Below are 15,813 nucleotides of genomic sequence, written 5' to 3'. Positions count from 1 at the left end.
CCAAGGAAGTCTGACGCATGAAGAAAACACATTCCAAGGTCCCGGGGCTGAGCCGCCGGGGATTCTTGAAGACATTGGGCATCGGCGGGGCCGGGATGCTCGTTCCGGGCACGGCGATGGCCGCCCAGGAGCGGGTCCCCAAACCCTCCGACGGCGAGTTGGCGACCCTGCTCGACCTTTCCAAATGCATAGGCTGCGGCGCATGCGTCGAAGCCTGCCGCGAGTCCAACTCGCAGAAGTTCCCCGAGCCGAAAAAGCCTTTCCCTCCCATGGTTCCGGCCAAGCGGGCCAAACCCGAGGACTGGTCCGAAAAGCGGGACATTGATGATCGGTTGACTCCCTACAATTGGTTGTTCATCCAGACCGCCGAGGTGGAGTTCAAGGGAGAGGAATACGAGATCAACATTCCGCGCCGCTGCATGCATTGCCAGAATCCGCCCTGTTCACACCTCTGTCCTTTCGGCGCGGCCTCCAAGCAGACCAACGGCATCACCCGAATCTACGACAACCTGTGCATGGGTGGGGCCAAGTGCCGGAAGGTCTGTCCCTGGCACATTCCCCAGCGTCAGTCCGGGGTGGGGCTCTATCTGGACCTCATGCCCAGGCTGGGTGGCAATGGCGTCATGTACAAGTGTGACCGTTGCTATCAGCTTCTGGACAAGGGGGAACTGCCCGCCTGCATCGACGTCTGTCCCGAGAACGTCCAGACCATCGGCCCGCGCCGTGAAATCGTGGCCAAGGCCAAGTCCCTGGCCCGTGAGATGAATGGATATATCTACGGGCTGGATGAAAACGGCGGCACCAACACCCTGTATGTCTCTCCGGTGCCTTTCGAAGTCCTGAACAAGGCGGTGGATAAGGGCAAAGGCAAGCCACATCTGTCCAAGGTCAAGGACACCATGGCCGATGAGACCAATCTGGCCACAGCCACCGTGGTCGCGCCCATTGCCGGGATCGCTGCAGGTTTCCTGGGCCTTGGAGCCAAGCTCTTGGGCAACCGGGAGGAAGGCGAAGGGGGCTCCGATGAAAGCTAGGACATATCCCACATTGATTTCCCGGGCCTATGTCTGGCTGGTGGGGCTGCTGACCTTCACCGGCTTCCTGCAAATGCCGCTGGCCCGCAGGTATTATCTCACCGACCTTCCAGGCATGGCCTGGACCGGTGACTTCCATCTGGTGCACAAGCTGCATTATATGTTGGCTGCGGCGTTGCTCTTCCTGGTAGGAATGACTTTGGTCAACTGGTTCATGGAGTGGCGGAATCGTCTCGCCCTGACGCCTCTCGGCGCGGTGCGTGTGGCCGTCATGGCCGGAATCATCATCAGCGGCGGCTTCCGTGTATACCGTAACCTGCCGGGCGTGACCCTGCATCCGGCTGCGGTCATGACCATCGAGTGGGTCCATTTCGGGCTGGTCATGGTCCTTGGTGTGCTGGCTCTTACCGCGCTGCTGAAGCGCTCCTCGGCCTACGCGAAAAGTCGATGATTGCGTCGCATCAAGTATGAAATTATGAGGGAGGCCCGGAGGCCTCCCTTTTTTTGCGGCCTAGGTTGCCTGGACCGTCCCAGGCTGTCGTGCTACGGCACGGGCGAGGTTCTCATGCATTCGTTTTCTACCCGATACCGGCGCCCGCCAGGGCTGGAAGGCGTGGAAGTCCTGCGCCTGGCCGATCCGGATTTTCATTTCGCCCCGCACACTCACGATGCCTACGTCTTCTGGATCAACGGGACAGGCGGGGAACGGGTAAGCTTTGGCGGGAGTTCCGCCATTCTCCAGCCGGACAGCTTCGGTGTGGTCGCTCCTGGCGAGGTGCATGCCAATCGTCCGGTGACCGAGTCCCGGACCCTGGAGTCCTTTTACGTGGACCCGATTGTGATTGAGGAGATCGTCGGGCAGTGCGGCGGGAGGTCGTCCGGATTCAGGAGCCGCCTCCAGCGCGACACGGAGGCGAGAGGGTGGCTGGCTGACCTTCACGCCGTACTCATTCGTTCGGAAGATGCCTTTCTCATCCACGAATCATTTCTTTCTGTGTTCAGCCGGCTGCTCGGGCGGCACGGAGAGTACCGCCTGTATCCTCGCCCCGGTTCGGAACCGCGCAAGGTGGCCGAGGCCCGCTCCATCCTGGACGAACGGTTCGCGGAGTCGTTGGGCCTGGATGAAGTGGCCGCGCTTTGCGGTTGCTCGGCCTGTCATCTCATCCGTTTGTTCCGGCGGGAGACGGGCATGTCGCCGCACGCCTATCTTGTTGAGCGCCGTCTGGCCTGCGCCAAGGCTTTGCTGGCCGAAGGCGCATCCCTCGTCGAGGTAGCCCTGGATACCGGGTTCGCTGACCAGAGCCATCTTGCCAGGCGCTTCAAGTTGCGTTTCGGTATTACCCCCGGCAGGTATCGCCGCCAGGTCTGTTCCTGAGGTCAATTTTGTTCAAGATGGCCGAGCCGAGGGCGGCTATGGTGCCGCTGGTTTTTTCGCAACCGGGAGGATGAAAATGGAAACCATCAGTTGGAACGATTTCGAGAAGGTGGAATTACGGGTCGGCACCATTACGGACGTGCAGCCGTTTCCCGAGGCGCGTAACCCTGCCTACAGGGTTTGGGTGGATTTCGGCCCGGAGATCGGGGTGCGCAAGTCCAGCGCCCAGATTGCGGATCTGTACGCCATGGAAGAGTTGGTCGGTAGGCAGATCGTGGGCGTGGTCAACTTCCCGCCCAAGCAGATTGGTCCCATGAAGTCGGAATGTCTGATAACGGGCTTTTATCGGGAGGACGGCGTGGTCCTTGCCGTGCCGGATAAGCCGCTGCCGGACGGGCTCAAGCTGGGATAGCTTCGAGCTGCCTCAATACAATTGAGGAATATTACGGTCGGAAGGGAGTTCCACCGTGAAGGTGGTCCCTTCTCCCATTTTGGAGGTAAGGGAGATACTCCCTCCATAGTGTTTGACGATCTGTCTGCAGATGGCAAGGCCGAGGCCCGTGCCGGAGGGCTTGTAGGTCTTTCCTCCGCCTATCTGGTAGAATCTTTGGAAGATCAGCTTTCTGTCCTCCTCCGGGATACCCTTGCCCGTATCCGAGACCTTGATTCGAATAGTATTGTGCCCAGCCTTTGCCGAGAGTCGGATCGTTCCTTTTTCCGTATGCTTGACGGCGTTTGAAAGCAGGTTGGTCAAGAGTTGCTGGAAGCGGTCCGGGTCGCAGGTCAGGGGAGGGAGAAGGCTGTCCGGCTCCGCGCTCATTTCCAGATCGGGCTTGCCGTCTACCATGGACCGCATGGTCTGAACGGCCCGGCGCATCTCTTTTCCCACGTCCAGTTCTTCGTCCCGCCATTCCATTCGTCCGGCTTCAATCTTGTTCAGATCAAGCAGGTCGTCTATGAGCCTGGTCAACCGGCCGCCTTCGGTGGCAATGATGGCCAGGTTCTTGTTCATGGTCCGCGCCTGGGATTCCAGCCCGTATTGTTCGGTCAACGGCATGAAGTGCCTGTTGAAGTTTTTCTTGATGAGCGTGGCAAAGCCGAGCACGGCGGCCAGGGGAGTGCGTAGTTCATGGGACGCCGAGGAGAGAAACGCCGCACGCTGGTTGTCGAGTTCGATCAGTTCCTGGTTGGCGATGTTCAGCTCCATGGTGCGCATGGCCACCTTGTGCTCCAGCTCGTCGTGGATTTTGGCCAGTTCCTTTTCGGCGATAATCCGGTTTTCCACTTCGTAGCGCAGTGTGGCGTTCATGGAGACAAGAGCCGAGGTCTGCTGTTCAACCTCCCGCAGCAAGGTGTTGTAAGCCCTGACAACCTCGCCTAGCTCGTCTCTGCTGTCCCAGGAAAGCGGGGTTCGCTTGTTGCTGGCCGTGTTTTCGTCCAGGGATTTACGGATGCGGCGGAGCGGCCTGCCCACGAGAAGGTGTACCGAGAGCCATATGGCTCCGGCCAGGATGGTCATGAGCACCGCCGTGAAGGCGATGTCGGATTCCCGGCGGTTTTTTTGGACAATGAGTTGCTTGCCGTTGTGGTATTTGACCACCAGCCTGCCCAGGTCGAAGGATTCGGTTCCAGCGGTCCTGTTCAAGCTGCGTTCGGTTGTCAGTACATTGGAATAGGGCACGTCGCTAATATCGGTCTCTTCGGCCACAAGGTTGCCCCGGGTGTCGTAGAGGCCGATGTAGAGCAGGTTGTCGTTGTCACGATAGCTGCGCATCAATCGCATGAGGAAGTCGGTCTGGAAGTTCCACAGAGGTTCGGCTAATTCTTCCACCTTGCTCGTGGCGAAGTTTTCCAGCCCCTGGCGGAGATATTCGTTGCCCAACTCCTGCGCCCGTCTGGAATACATGGTGAACAGGAAAAGGCACGCCGCTGCGATGACGCAGACCACCGGGGTGACGATCTTGAGCGCCAGGGAGAAGCGAAAGCTGGATTGCTTCGTATTCTCGGGATGATGGCCGTTTGAATTTTGCATCGGTTATTGTTCGAGTTCCTTCAGGCGGGTGTCGATTTCTTGGAGCCGCGCTTCTTTCGTCTCGGAGGGAATAGTGTCGTCCTTCTGGATGCGCATTCGCATCTTGAACAGCTCCAACTTGCGAATGGGGGCGAGTTGCGAGTTGTCCGAAGGGGCGAATTCCGCCCAGTCTCGTCCCGCGAGGATCTGTTTTTCCCAGGTGGTCTGCCTGTCGCTTTTGCCTGTGGTCTTTTTTCCGTAGTTGCTGAGAAAGGTCTCGATGCGCTGGCGTAGGGCGGGGTCAAGGTCGCGACGGACCACGATGGGGTCGCTGGGAATGAGCGGGGATGTCCAGATGATCTTGATTCCGGCACGTTGGTCGGGATAGTGAATTTGATAGCGGACCAGAGCCATGCTGTTGTTGGTGGCCACGTCCACGGTACCGTTGGCAACCGCATGGAAATTCTTTTCATGGTTGTTGTTCACCACCCGCTTGAACAAGGTCTTGGGATCAAGACCTCGTCGGGCGAAGATGTAGTATCCGGGCACCACAAAGCCGGACGTGGAGTTGGGGTCGCCGTTGCCGAAAGTGAGATGTGCGGCGTTGTCGAGGACGTCCTGCACGCTATTCAGTGGCGAATCCTTGCTTGTGATCAGGTGAGAGTAGTATCCGTTCCCAGTCCTGGCGTTCACCACCTGGAGCATGATTTCGCAGTCGGCCCTGTCCACGGCCTCCAATGCGGCCTTGTTACCAACCCAGGCCATCTGCGCCTTGTTCATGGCCAAATGCCAGATGATGCCGGCGTAATCGTCGAGCACGACTGACCGGACAGGAATGCCAAGCTCCTTCGACAGATCGTCCAGGATAGGCTGCCATCGCTCCAGGGTTAGTTCTTTGGAATCGGCGGCGACGAACCCCATGGTCAGGCCGCCGGGGTTGGCATCGGCGTCGCCGGGCCGGAAAGTCAGGCTGGTCAGGAGGGCGATGGTCAACGCGAAGGTTCGTAACAGGGAGGTATATTTCATTCGGGTATCCGTCATTGGGGATTGTCGCTTTTCAGTGCCGTCCGTCTTTGGGAACGAACGCAGGACCGGGTCTATATACCCTGCACAAGCATTTGTGCCTGGCTTCAGGTGGATTATTGCAGGATTGTAACATTCCTCTCGCCGTAGTAGGCTCTCGGACGCGAGGCAGGGCTCTTGGTCAAATGCCGGGGATGTGCTCTAATGGCAGTGGCGGGGATTCGGTCTGCCTGGTTGACGGGCTGGGTTCTTGTGGTGAAAGGTACTGTCTTTGCAAGGCATTGGAGAGGGAGGGTTTCCCTGTCAATTCCTTGACCACGAAATGGGAGCGGCATGCTGGAATACATGGCCCAGTTTGACTATCTGCGGGACGTGCAAAGGACGTTTCAAAGCGGATCCGGCCGGGTTGACCTGGTGGGAGTGTTCACCGACATTCTGTTGGTGGCCGTACCCGTGGTCGTCGCCGTGGCCCTGTGGTATTACCACAAGCTCATCGGGTTCAAGGTCCTGCGTTTCTTCACCCGTCTGTTGTCCATGCGCACCCATCGCATCGTCCAGAACTACCTGGTCTCCAAGGGCGTGATGCTCGACATGTACCTGTATACCGGGAAGGGCGTTGGGCGAAAGCTCGGCAATGTCCGGGTCCAGGAGGTTGTGGGAGGCAAGATGCGTCTGCAGCTGGTGGATGTGCGTCCCACGGCGGTGAAGCTGAAGAATGCCAGGGTCATCTGCTTCTGCAAGCCGTTCACCTATTCGGGCCGCAAGCTCAATGCGTTCGTCACTTTTGTCGGGCACGCAGACAAGCGGGGCGCGACAATCCGGTCCATGACTCTGCTGACTCCGATTCGCTATCGCTTCGTGATTCGGCGCAGGCATTCGCGAAAGCTGGTGGCCCGGGAAGGCGGAGTCCGCGTCAAGGCATGGGATATCACCAAGCGCAACGCCTTCTGGATGGCCCGGCCAGACCTTCAAACCGTGAACAACCCCAAACGCTATGGCGATAAAATGCGTCTGGCCGTCGAGGATATTTCGCCCGGCGGCATTCGTCTGCTTATCCTCAATCCCGTGGGCAAGCTGCCGTCTTTGGTTCCGGGGCACCAGTTGGTGCTTCGAGTCAGCGTCTGGAATCGGGATACGAAGAAGTACTCCTACTTCAACGCGATAGGAACCGTCCGCAGCCGATTCTCCGGCAAGGGCGGCAGCGTCGGGCTGGGTATTCAGTTCATGGCTTCGGGAGAGAAAGAGGGCAGCGGTTACATTTGGAAGAAACTGGACGGAGAAATACCCGCACTGGCCCGTTTTCTCGAACAGGCTGAATGATCCTTTTAAAGATATTCCAGTATCCTCCGGCAAGGCGATTTACGTCTGCCGGCGGAGTCGCATAAGGCGAATGGCGGGATTACGGGGATTGGCTGGGAGCCGGACGAATCGGTCCTATTTCTTTTTCCGGCACTTTTCACAGATACCGTAAAGGTACATCTTGTGCCTGGTGAGGGTGTACCCGTGCTGCCGGGCCAGTTCCTCCTGCCGCGCCTCTATGGTCTCGTCCAGGATCTCGATGTTTTCTCCGCAGGATTCGCAGATGAGATGGTCGTGGTGGCTTTCGCCGTAGCTCATCTCATATCGGGTCACGCCGTCAGCGAAATCCAGGGGCTCGATCAGGCCGGATTCGTTGAGCAGTTTGAGCGTTCTGTAGACTGTTGCCTGGCCGACGGATTTGTCGCGTCTCTTCACCTTGGCGTACAGTTCCTCCGACGACAGGTGGTCGTTTTGTTTGAGAAAGGTATCGAGGATGAGCCTGCGTTGCGGGGTCATCTTGAGGTTCTGGTCCGCAAGGTAGCGGGCGAAGACATCTTGTGGTTTTGTCATGGTATATCAAGTCCGTTTGTGTGCACGTGTACTCATAGCTCCTTACGGGATGGATTGAGCCATGTCAAAGGCGGTTGTCATTGAAGCGCACTGTCCGATGCCGCTTGACAATCAATAGTGGGATTCATACAAGGTGTCTCCCGCACCGGACGCCCTTGTCCGGAGCCTTCCCACGGAGAGGTGGCAGAGCTCGGTTTAATGCGCTGGTCTTGAAAACCAGAGGCGGGGCAACTCGTCCGGGGGTTCGAATCCCTCCCTCTCCGCCATATTTCAAAATCTCTTACGTTCAGGAAGAGTCTAAAGCCCTCACTAAGAGGGCTTTTTTGTTGCTATTGTTAAATCCATAGCGGTCTGGACGAGTCGTGAGGAGTCTTGACAGGCCGGGTGCAAAGTGTACATAAAGTGGTATATTTCAAAATATACCACTTTTTGATGTACCATTTTCCCGGGAGAGCCCTATGCCGTTGACTGATGCGAAGATAAAAGCAGCGAAGCCGAGAGCCAAAGAATATACGTTGAATGACGGAGAGGGTCTTGCTCTTGTCGTTAGCCCCAAGGGGCGCAAATGGTGGCGATTCCGTTTTCAGATGAATGGTAAGCGGACGGGGTTGTCTGTTGGCACGTATCCATACATCACGCTTCAGGATGCTCGTACAAGACGTAGCCAGCTAAAAACGCTCATTGCTCAGGGGATTGATCCCTCTCGAAAGCGCAAAGAAGACAAACGGCGGACCAGCGCGAGTGAAGCATTTGAAGCTGTCGCGCGTGAATGGTTTCAAAAGAACCTTGCCGGTTGGAGTGGGCGTCATGCAAAGACCACCATTGAACGTCTCGAAAAGAACGTGTTTCCGTTCATCGGAGAGCGTCCTATTTCAGATTTGGGGGTTGAAGATATGTTGGGGGTTGTGCAGCGTTGTGAAAAGCGTGGTGCTGTTGAATCTGCTAGGCGTGTTCGGCAAATAATGTCTCAAATTTTTCGTTATGCCGTGGCCGCTGGACGCGCAGAGCGTGACCCCGCAGCAGATATAAAAGGTGCAATCCCACCGGCCAGGAAGGTGAAGCACCACCCGTCGATTACCGATCCTAAAGAAATAGGTCCACTTCTAAGGGCCATAGATGGCTTTTCAGGGACTTTTGTTGTTCATTGTGCCCTTAGATTAGCCCCTTTGGTTTTTGTGCGGCCTGGAGAGTTGAGGAACGCCGAATGGAGTGAAGTAGACCTTGAAGCGTGCGAGTGGAGAATACCGGAATCAAAAATGAAAGGGGGGAGTCCTCATATTGTGCCCCTTTCTAGGCAAGCTGTGGCAATTCTGATTGAGGTTTACAAACTTACCGGCCCGTCTGGATACGTTTTTCCGAGTGTACGCACAGCTTCACGCCCCATGTCAGAGAATACCATTAATGTATCTCTTCGGCGTCTTGGCTACGATAAGGAGGAAATGACAGGCCACGGCTTTAGGTCCATGGCGTCAACGTTGCTGAATGAGCATGGCTGGCACAAGGATGCTATTGAAAGGCAGTTGGCGCACACTCCGAAAGATAAAGTTAGGGCCAGCTACAACTATGCTGAACACCTGCCCGAGCGAAAAAAGATGATGCAAGCGTGGGCGGATTACCTCGATAGCTTGAAAGCTGGCGGCAAAGTTGTTCCCCTTTTTGCGAAAGCGAATTGAGTTTTAAAATGGCAAAAATTGAGGAATATCAAAGAGAAAAATTGCAGGAGGAAGTCAATTTCCTCCTGTTTTGGCAGTGGGAATATGGCAGGAGGGCGTCAATTAATAATGACTTGATATTTCGAGCCATCCTCAAGGGTGAGCGTTTGCCAGATCAGATGTCTAAAGAAAATGTCTACGGTTGGACTGTCTGTTCTTTTGACCCGCCTCTTCCTAATATTATGCTTACGTTAGGCGACTGTCGTTTTTATCATTCTGCCCATGAGATAGTTAGCGATCTTGAAAGGGGCTCGTTTAGCTATCGGCTGGAAAGCGACTATGCTTCCATAGACAGAGAGCTTTATCCTTTTGGGGTAGATTTAAGCATTAATGACAGTTGGGTTGAATATCTTGCTGATAAGTATGGCCTGTCTCGCGGGAATTGTTTTAATATGATCTATGATGGTGTAACTGCGATTGAGAGGCAACAAAGTGCAAAGGCGTACATGATTCCTCATGGAATGGGAGAAAATGAAATTTCTTACAATATTTCTGAGCTACGGAATACTCATTTAACAGGTAGTCATGAGTATGGTGAACTTTCCAGGCTTGCAAGAGTGAAGACGCAACTATTAAAAACCACTCCAATGGCGAGAGTTCCATTAAATTCAGTTATAAAAAGAGCCGTAGGTTTATGGATTTGGGATTATGTTCAGCAAAACCACTGTTCGCTTAAAAGGGCTAAGGCAAGTTTTATAAAGGCTTATGACCTGTACAAGTTAAAGCTTGAAAACTCGGTTGATGAGTTCGGCTTTTACTACCGTAAGACAATAGAATGCATAGAAAAAAAGAGCGTGGTTGGGTTTAGCAAGAAAACTAGAACCTAATTATTTTTTTAGGTGCTTTGCGTGTTTGACGATTAAAGTCCTAACCTTCCTCCATAAGTCATGAAGCGGCTAAGGCCGTCATTATTTCAAGCAAGTGGAGGAAATATGAATCCGATTTTTCCAACAGAGGGCTTTGCCCGTTTACCCCAAATTCTTAATTTTCTATCTGTCAGCGAGAGTACCTTTCGTCGAGGAATAAGAGCTGGCAAATTCCCTAAGCCAATCAAAGTAAACAGGACAAGCGTTTGGCCTGCTACGGAGATTCGGGCTGCCGTGGACAAGCTTTCTGAAAGAGAAGGCTAGCCATGTACCTGCGTTGCCTAAGTGCCGCTATCTGTACTCCCTCATTTCTTCCAGATACCTTTTTTGCCGTGATGGTGCTTTGCGATGGCATCAAGTGATTTTGGCGGGTTCCGTTGGGTTGAACCCAAATGGGACAGACATTTTAAGCTACTTCCATCTGACTTGGTCGGCCTTAATGGGCCGAATGGTTACCGCCCTAGCTTATGGTGTGAACTTGGCCGGTCTGCCCAAGCCCTTTTGCCGACACTGTTGAGGCATGCTGACAATAAGGGGGAAGCATTCCCCAGCGAGGGGCGGCTTGCCGCTATGTCAGGTTTGACACGTAAAACAGTCAGAAGTGCCGCCCTAGAGTTGGAGAAACGAAAGGTCATCTCAATTTCTAAGCGTATTTTAAGGACTGGGCGTCGATCCAAAATTTATCGATTCCCAGCAAGTTGTGCTGACGGGATCATTTTACCATCGATATTCATTGATGGGGGGAACTGGTCTGAACTGACCCCAGCAGCCAGAAGTCTGTCGTTGGCATTTCGTTTTTTTGGAAGTCCTAGGCCCGATCTTGATCCTGATTATGGTGAGTGGCTCCAAGACGATGAGTGGTATGAATATTTGGATCGGCGTCTAGCTGACTATTGTAACGCTGAGCCTGTTGTTCTTAGGCAGTTTGCTGGAATTGGGCCTCGTGTGTGGTCTAACGCTCTTAGGTCATTGCAAGACAATTTTTTTATAGAGCCTGCCCACGACAATGAAACTCACTGGAGAGTGTTTGTTTACCCTCCTCATGTGAAATCCGTTAGCTATCTCAACTCGAAACTTGAAGGTGAGACCTGATGGTTCGTTCCGCACGTATTACCCCTGATCGGCATGAATTACCCACAAGAGGCACGAATTACCCTCTCGTATGGCTGCACGGATTGCTCTTAACTCAGTCCGTCACGGTGCATGAGTTACCCACTAAGGATATTTTTAAGGATAAAGAGAAGGATTTAATGAAGGACGAGTACAAAGCCGCAGCTTTGCACGTCGGCGTCTTGGGAGGTGGAGTGTGTTTGATGGTGTTACGAAGAGAGCTTTTGAGAAGGCATTTCGAGAAAATGGATTTGGAAGAGGAACCGCTAAGCGGATCGTATCAATAATGGTGAAGGTCTTTGACGAAATAAATTGTGCGTCATTGGTCGTTAATAGTGCGGACGTTTACGTCCAGCAGAAAACAAAGGATGGGGAAAATGCATAAAAATATGGCATGCAAGGATATTGCGGCCCCCTCATATTCTGAGACCGTAAGGGAGGCAGCATGAAGGGGTGTCGTCCGCTGACAGAAGCGGAAGTGCGCCGCGTGTTGACGTCATTCTCTGGTCGGTATGAGGTGCGTAATCGTTGCCTGTTTATCCTCGGAGTCCTGTGCGGCTTTCGTATTTCCGAAATGTTGTCTTTGAGAATTAAGGACGTGGTGGCGAGGAGGCTTGTCCGCAGACGGGTCAAGGTGCCTAAACGCAACATGAAAGGCAGCAAGGAAGGGCGTACCGCCTTCTTGCCGCCTGAGGGGCAGCAGGCAGTGCTAGATTTGATACGAGCCCTTGAATACCCGGCCCCAGACGACTTCCTTTTCCGTTCCCAACGGAGAGGCAACAGGGCTATCAGCCCCTCTCAAGCGCACCGGGTCTTGGTGTCGTGTTTTGAGTCCTGTGGTGTTGTGGATCAAGTGTCCACCCATTCTATGCGCAAAACGTTCGCAGACCGGATGTATACCTATTTTCTCCAGCGTGTTGCCGATGGAGAGAAGGTAGACGCCTTTACGGAAACATCACTTGCTCTCGGGCATCGTGACCCGGCTAGTACGCGGCACTATTTGAGTTTTCGTGACAATGAACGGTGCGAAGCTGCCAAAGCTATCGGGAGGGCTCTGTATGATTGATCGCATCTACACTGTGGCCGAAGTTGCGGCTCGTTTGGAAGTGTCCGTCAAGACTGTGCGCAAGTTTATACGAACGGGCCAGCTTAAAGCCTATAATTTAGGGTCTAAGAAACGTTACAGGTATGCCATACGGAAAGCCTTCCTTGAAGCCTTTCTGGCTGCGCGTGAGGTGACGGGGATTGAAGGGGTGAGTGATCCATGGAGCCGTCTTGACCAAGCCCTCGATTTTCACTTGGGAATTTCGGGAAAGTCGTGTGTGGACGGAGAAAGGACGTTGCAGGGGATACGCTAGGAGCCGTCTAGCAATCGAAATGCAAGGAACTACCGATTCTTTGAATATCATGTCTCAAAAGATCACAAATGGACGTAAACGCCGTTCTAGACCCCTTGCGGGTCCTTTTCGGGGGGGTACCCCTGTGGGTGTATGCTGCTCGCACGCCTTTATTTCTGCGAGGAAAATTACCGTAGTTCCCGTAGTCGAATTTTTGGAGTCTGTGGAAAACTTTCTTAACCTATCGAATTAAAGGAAAAACTAGAATGGGATCAGAACGGGAAATGCAGATTGTAGATAGGAAGTCTTTGGCCTCAACTCTTAGACTTGATGAAAAAACGATTTTAGCACGTGTTCGTGAGGGGATGCCTTTTGTTCAAAAAGGTAGCCGTGGCCGATCATGGAAATTTGACCTCGCGGAGTGTGTGGCCTGGGATCGTGACCGGGCCATACGGAAAGCAACCGGTGTGCTCCATGGCGATGAAACCGAGGCTCAATTGAAACGCCGTTTGTTGGAGGCTAGGGTTAGGGGGGAAGAGATAGAAACGGCCCGCAAGGCTGACGAAATCGTTCCGGTGGATGAAGTAGAGTCCGCTTTGGACCACGCCTTTACCACAGTGCGGCAGGGTATGCTCTCTATTCCTGGTCGGGTTGCCCTTCGTGTGTTGGCTGCCGAAGATGAAAACACGATCAAAGAAATATTACGTGACGAAATTGAACTTGCTTTGCACGCCTTGGCTGACTCGGATTTGCTGGAAGGGTGGGACGATGATTCTAACGACTAACTCAGCAATATGGGGAAGTCTTGAATATTGTCGGCAGTTGGCATGGTTGATTTAGGGTATACCCTAAATTTACGGCTTAACCTCCAGTAGATGGCGTCAATTTAGAGTTGTAAATATTATTTCTTTACATTATGTCAATTGAAGTCTAAAGTCTATTTTGACAAATGGTCAAAACGGAGGTTGAACATGCCAGGCCAGAACATTGCGTATATCCGTGTAAGCACCTTGGAGCAAAACACTGCCCGTCAGCTTGATGGAATGGAGTTTGACCGAACTTTTACAGACAAGGCCAGTGCGAAGGACACCAAGCGTCCAGCCTTGCGAGAGTGTCTGGACTTCATCCGTGACGGGGATACCCTCCATATTCACTCTATAGATCGGCTCTGCCGCAATCTACGTGACTGTCAGGACCTCTTGGATACTTTGACGGCCAAAGGTGTGACGGTGCGCTTCCACCGTGAAAATCTGACATTCTCTGGTCAGGATGATTCCATGTCCAAGCTTATGCTGCAAATGATGGGGGCTTTCGCAGAGTTTGAGCGAAATTTGCTGCGCGAGCGACAGGCCGAAGGAATCGCCAAAGCAAAGACCGTAGGAAAATACAAAGGCCGTAAGCGGGCGTTGAGTCAAGCGCAGATACGTGAAATTCGGTCGCGTCTGGCCGAGGGAGAAAAGAAAGCAGCTTTGGCCGTAGAATATGGCGTGAGTCGCCAAACTCTCTACGCCGCGCTTAAAAGATAAATTGGCTCGGCATGGTGCTGCTACACCAACGCCGAGCCTAACCATAAACAACCACCCCGTAGGAGGTGCCTCATGGCTGATGCAAGATTAACTGGTCATTCTGGATACTTCAATCCTCAAGACGTTCGTTTAAATGTGTCGCGGGACTCTGAGTCGTATGATCCTATCGGAGAGCTTTTTGATATCGCTGGAGGGCTGACGTTTCTGGCTGAAAAGTTCGACACGGATTCCGAATATGGCCCGGCCCGTATTTTGGCTTTGTTAGCCAGTAATGTGCGGGGTGTGGCTTTCCATATGGATGATGTAGAATCGGCAGCAAGTCGTGAGGAAAGGAGGGAAGATGGAGAACGGGAACTGTCCGAGATGCCACTTTCTGAGAATGAATTTAAGGATGTCCTTAACGCATATTGCGAACAGCCGGAAGCCTGGCGAAAAATTGCCATGTTGTACGGCATGGGCGGTAAGGATCGGGAAATGCTAAAGCGGTATGTAGAGGAAGCGATTCAGAGCCAAGAGGCAGAATAGCGGCGAAAAAGAAAGGGCGGCCATATGGCCGCCCTTTTGATTTAATGTTGATATATAGGGGTTACTTGTCTTGCGCTTCGTCAAATTCACAGGCTGCATTCCCGCACATTTGGTATAACGCCCCTAGAGCATCCGCAATTTCTTCTGCTTTTGCCTTCAATTCAGGTGTGGCTTTTACCGCCGTATGCTCAACAATGTGTTCGTGGAAGATGCGGCTAATCATATCTGTCCTGTCTAGGGCTTCGTGGTAATGGTATGTGTCAAGTTTTACCATAGCTTCTCTCCGCATAATTTGTGGTTTTGGATATTAAAGCTTTTTTGGCTAAAAATGTGCCACAATTCATCTCGATATTAAGAGTTGTTACACACCATTTGCATCTTCTGCGGGCAAAGTAAAGCTAGTACAAAATGGTTGTTTCCCTAAAATTCTTTTTGATATGGATGGCTTCCACGTTCGTCTGTTACAATAGTAGGGGCGTGTGGTAAATCGCTGGCCGTTCCTGGGGCGATATGAAGAAGGGCAGGGCAATTAGCCGGTTGACATATGTTACCTGTGAGGTTACAAAATGATTAAGAGCTTTTTGCATAAGGGGCTTGAGGTCTTTTTCAGAACCGGGAGTTCCAAGGGCATTCAGTCTAAACATGCTGACCGGCTTGGCAGGATGCTTGACCGATTGGACGCAGCGGTCGAGGTTCGTGATATGAACGCTCCCGGTTATGATCTTCACCCCCTGAAAGGAAAGCTGGCAGGGCATTGGTCTGTGAAGGTGTCCGGTAATTGGCGCATGACATTCCGAATGGAGAATGGCAACGCCTACGTTGTGAACTATCTAGACTATCATTAGGAGGCATATCATGGGAACTATGATCCGCAAGCCGACCCATCCGGGTGCAATTATTCGCCAGGACTATATGGAGCCGCTGTCTTTGACCGTCACGGCTCTAGCGGCACATTTGGGTATTAGCCGCAAGCATCTTTCCCAAGTGCTCCACGAACGTGCCAGCGTCACTTCCGGTCTCGCTCTTCGGTTGGCAAAGGCTTTCGACACCACTCCCGATCTTTGGCTTAATCTCCAGCGTAAGCGCGATTTGTGGGAGGCTGAGCGGGATACCCCCGGCCTTGAAAATGTGGAGCCTTTGCCGGGATTGCAGGATATAGGCAAGGAGTTACGATAAGCGACCTCTCCAAGAAGTGATCTCGGTTCTTCGGACCACTGAGCGACGATTTTAAGGTGGACATGTTTACGAGTTATGCCGCTCTGTTGGTCCGGCCAGAAGGGTACCCTCTGCCCTCTGGGCTCTCACCCAAAATCGGCGGGAAGTCTCTACTACTAGCTGGCCCTAAAATGGGGGAGTTTACATCTCCTAGAGCTTCCGCAATTTCATCTGCTTTGGCCTTCAATTCCTCCGATGCTTGCACGGCCT

The 15,813-nt window shown here is 53.1% G+C and carries 21 protein-coding genes and 1 tRNA gene; 18 read left to right on the top strand and 4 right to left on the bottom strand.

What is annotated here, in order from left to right:
• The first annotated feature begins 17 nt into the window (after positions 1–17).
• The 4 genes from GM415_RS16105 to GM415_RS16090 all read left to right on the top strand — a co-directional run bounded on the left by GM415_RS16105 (position 18) and on the right by GM415_RS16090 (position 2,821).
• Positions 18–1,034, top strand: coding sequence for a 4Fe-4S dicluster domain-containing protein (locus tag GM415_RS16105; RefSeq protein ID WP_158949985.1), 1,017 nt, complete (start codon positions 18–20; stop codon positions 1,032–1,034).
• Positions 1,024–1,485: a 4Fe-4S ferredoxin gene (locus tag GM415_RS16100; protein ID WP_158949983.1), complete on the top strand. Its 462-nt coding sequence runs from the start codon at positions 1,024–1,026 to the stop codon at positions 1,483–1,485. Before GM415_RS16105 ends, GM415_RS16100 begins: the two co-directional genes overlap by 11 nt.
• 114 nt (positions 1,486–1,599) lie before the next feature.
• Positions 1,600–2,409 (top strand): AraC family transcriptional regulator, encoded by an 810-nt coding sequence (locus GM415_RS16095; RefSeq protein WP_158949981.1) that lies wholly within the window; start codon positions 1,600–1,602, stop codon positions 2,407–2,409.
• 76 nt (positions 2,410–2,485) lie between these two features.
• The gene (locus tag GM415_RS16090) at positions 2,486–2,821 is read left to right on the top strand and encodes a tRNA-binding protein (RefSeq protein ID WP_158949979.1); all 336 of its coding nucleotides are present in this window, start codon (positions 2,486–2,488) and stop codon (positions 2,819–2,821) included.
• A 12-nt stretch (positions 2,822–2,833) separates the two neighbouring features.
• Here GM415_RS16090 and GM415_RS16085 read toward each other — a convergent pair whose 3' ends face one another.
• Complete coding sequence (locus GM415_RS16085; RefSeq protein WP_158949978.1) at positions 2,834–4,441, bottom strand: HAMP domain-containing sensor histidine kinase; 1,608 nt, start codon at positions 4,439–4,441, stop codon at positions 2,834–2,836.
• A gap of 3 nt (positions 4,442–4,444) precedes the next feature.
• Positions 4,445–5,446, bottom strand: a complete 1,002-nt coding sequence (phnD, locus tag GM415_RS16080; RefSeq protein ID WP_158949977.1) for a phosphonate ABC transporter substrate-binding protein — start codon at positions 5,444–5,446, stop codon at positions 4,445–4,447.
• Positions 5,447–5,776: 330 nt separating this feature from the next.
• Here phnD and GM415_RS16075 point away from each other — a divergent pair, with 330 nt between their 5' ends.
• On the top strand, positions 5,777–6,763 hold the full coding sequence (locus GM415_RS16075) for a hypothetical protein (protein ID WP_158949976.1): 987 nt from the start codon (positions 5,777–5,779) through the stop codon (positions 6,761–6,763).
• A gap of 114 nt (positions 6,764–6,877) precedes the next feature.
• Here the strand turns inward: GM415_RS16075 and GM415_RS16070 are convergent, their stop codons facing one another.
• Complete coding sequence (locus GM415_RS16070; RefSeq protein WP_158949975.1) at positions 6,878–7,312, bottom strand: Fur family transcriptional regulator; 435 nt, start codon at positions 7,310–7,312, stop codon at positions 6,878–6,880.
• Between the two features lie 174 nt (positions 7,313–7,486).
• On the opposite strand from GM415_RS16070, the gene GM415_RS16065 reads away from it, so the two are divergent.
• The 11 genes from GM415_RS16065 (at position 7,487) to GM415_RS16015 (ending at position 14,388) form a co-directional block, all read left to right on the top strand.
• A tRNA-Ser gene (locus GM415_RS16065) sits at positions 7,487–7,578 on the top strand.
• A 192-nt stretch (positions 7,579–7,770) separates the two neighbouring features.
• Positions 7,771–8,985, top strand: coding sequence for a tyrosine-type recombinase/integrase (locus GM415_RS16060; protein WP_158949974.1), 1,215 nt, complete (start codon positions 7,771–7,773; stop codon positions 8,983–8,985).
• Between the two features lie 8 nt (positions 8,986–8,993).
• Positions 8,994–9,851 (top strand): hypothetical protein, encoded by an 858-nt coding sequence (locus GM415_RS16055; protein ID WP_158949973.1) that lies wholly within the window; start codon positions 8,994–8,996, stop codon positions 9,849–9,851.
• 60 nt (positions 9,852–9,911) lie between these two features.
• The gene (locus GM415_RS18275; RefSeq protein ID WP_422393757.1) at positions 9,912–10,154 is read left to right on the top strand and encodes a helix-turn-helix transcriptional regulator; all 243 of its coding nucleotides are present in this window, start codon (positions 9,912–9,914) and stop codon (positions 10,152–10,154) included.
• Positions 10,155–10,238: 84 nt separating this feature from the next.
• On the top strand, positions 10,239–10,982 hold the full coding sequence (locus GM415_RS18270; protein ID WP_158949971.1) for a helix-turn-helix domain-containing protein: 744 nt from the start codon (positions 10,239–10,241) through the stop codon (positions 10,980–10,982).
• Positions 10,982–11,287 carry a hypothetical protein gene (locus tag GM415_RS16040; RefSeq protein WP_158949970.1) on the top strand — a complete coding sequence of 102 codons (306 nt, stop codon included), beginning with the start codon at positions 10,982–10,984 and terminating at the stop codon, positions 11,285–11,287. Before GM415_RS18270 ends, GM415_RS16040 begins: the two co-directional genes overlap by 1 nt.
• Positions 11,288–11,445: 158 nt before the next feature.
• Complete coding sequence (locus GM415_RS16035) at positions 11,446–12,066, top strand: tyrosine-type recombinase/integrase (protein ID WP_158949969.1); 621 nt, start codon at positions 11,446–11,448, stop codon at positions 12,064–12,066.
• A complete protein-coding gene (locus GM415_RS16030; protein WP_158949968.1) occupies positions 12,059–12,358 on the top strand; it encodes a helix-turn-helix domain-containing protein in 300 nt (99 codons plus the stop codon). Before GM415_RS16035 ends, GM415_RS16030 begins: the two co-directional genes overlap by 8 nt.
• Positions 12,359–12,603: 245 nt before the next feature.
• Positions 12,604–13,122 carry a terminase small subunit gene (locus GM415_RS16025; RefSeq protein ID WP_158949967.1) on the top strand — a complete coding sequence of 173 codons (519 nt, stop codon included), beginning with the start codon at positions 12,604–12,606 and terminating at the stop codon, positions 13,120–13,122.
• Between the two features lie 186 nt (positions 13,123–13,308).
• Positions 13,309–13,863 (top strand): recombinase family protein, encoded by a 555-nt coding sequence (locus tag GM415_RS16020; protein WP_158949966.1) that lies wholly within the window; start codon positions 13,309–13,311, stop codon positions 13,861–13,863.
• A 72-nt stretch (positions 13,864–13,935) separates the two neighbouring features.
• Complete coding sequence (locus GM415_RS16015; RefSeq protein WP_158949965.1) at positions 13,936–14,388, top strand: hypothetical protein; 453 nt, start codon at positions 13,936–13,938, stop codon at positions 14,386–14,388.
• 61 nt (positions 14,389–14,449) lie between these two features.
• Here GM415_RS16015 and GM415_RS16010 read toward each other — a convergent pair whose 3' ends face one another.
• Entirely contained in the window at positions 14,450–14,662 is a 213-nt protein-coding gene (locus GM415_RS16010) for a hypothetical protein (protein WP_158949963.1), read from the bottom strand.
• A gap of 292 nt (positions 14,663–14,954) precedes the next feature.
• Between GM415_RS16010 and GM415_RS16005 the strand changes: the two genes are divergently transcribed.
• Both GM415_RS16005 and GM415_RS16000 read left to right on the top strand, forming a co-directional pair.
• Positions 14,955–15,233, top strand: coding sequence for a type II toxin-antitoxin system RelE/ParE family toxin (locus GM415_RS16005; RefSeq protein ID WP_158949961.1), 279 nt, complete (start codon positions 14,955–14,957; stop codon positions 15,231–15,233).
• Positions 15,234–15,243: 10 nt separating this feature from the next.
• The gene (locus tag GM415_RS16000; protein ID WP_158949959.1) at positions 15,244–15,564 is read left to right on the top strand and encodes a HigA family addiction module antitoxin; all 321 of its coding nucleotides are present in this window, start codon (positions 15,244–15,246) and stop codon (positions 15,562–15,564) included.
• The last annotated feature ends 249 nt before the right edge of the window (positions 15,565–15,813 follow it).

The sequence above is a fragment of the Pseudodesulfovibrio cashew genome (assembly GCF_009762795.1).
Classification (GTDB): Bacteria; Desulfobacterota; Desulfovibrionia; order Desulfovibrionales; family Desulfovibrionaceae; genus Pseudodesulfovibrio; species Pseudodesulfovibrio cashew.
This window is presented reverse-complemented; position numbering and strand designations above follow the sequence as displayed.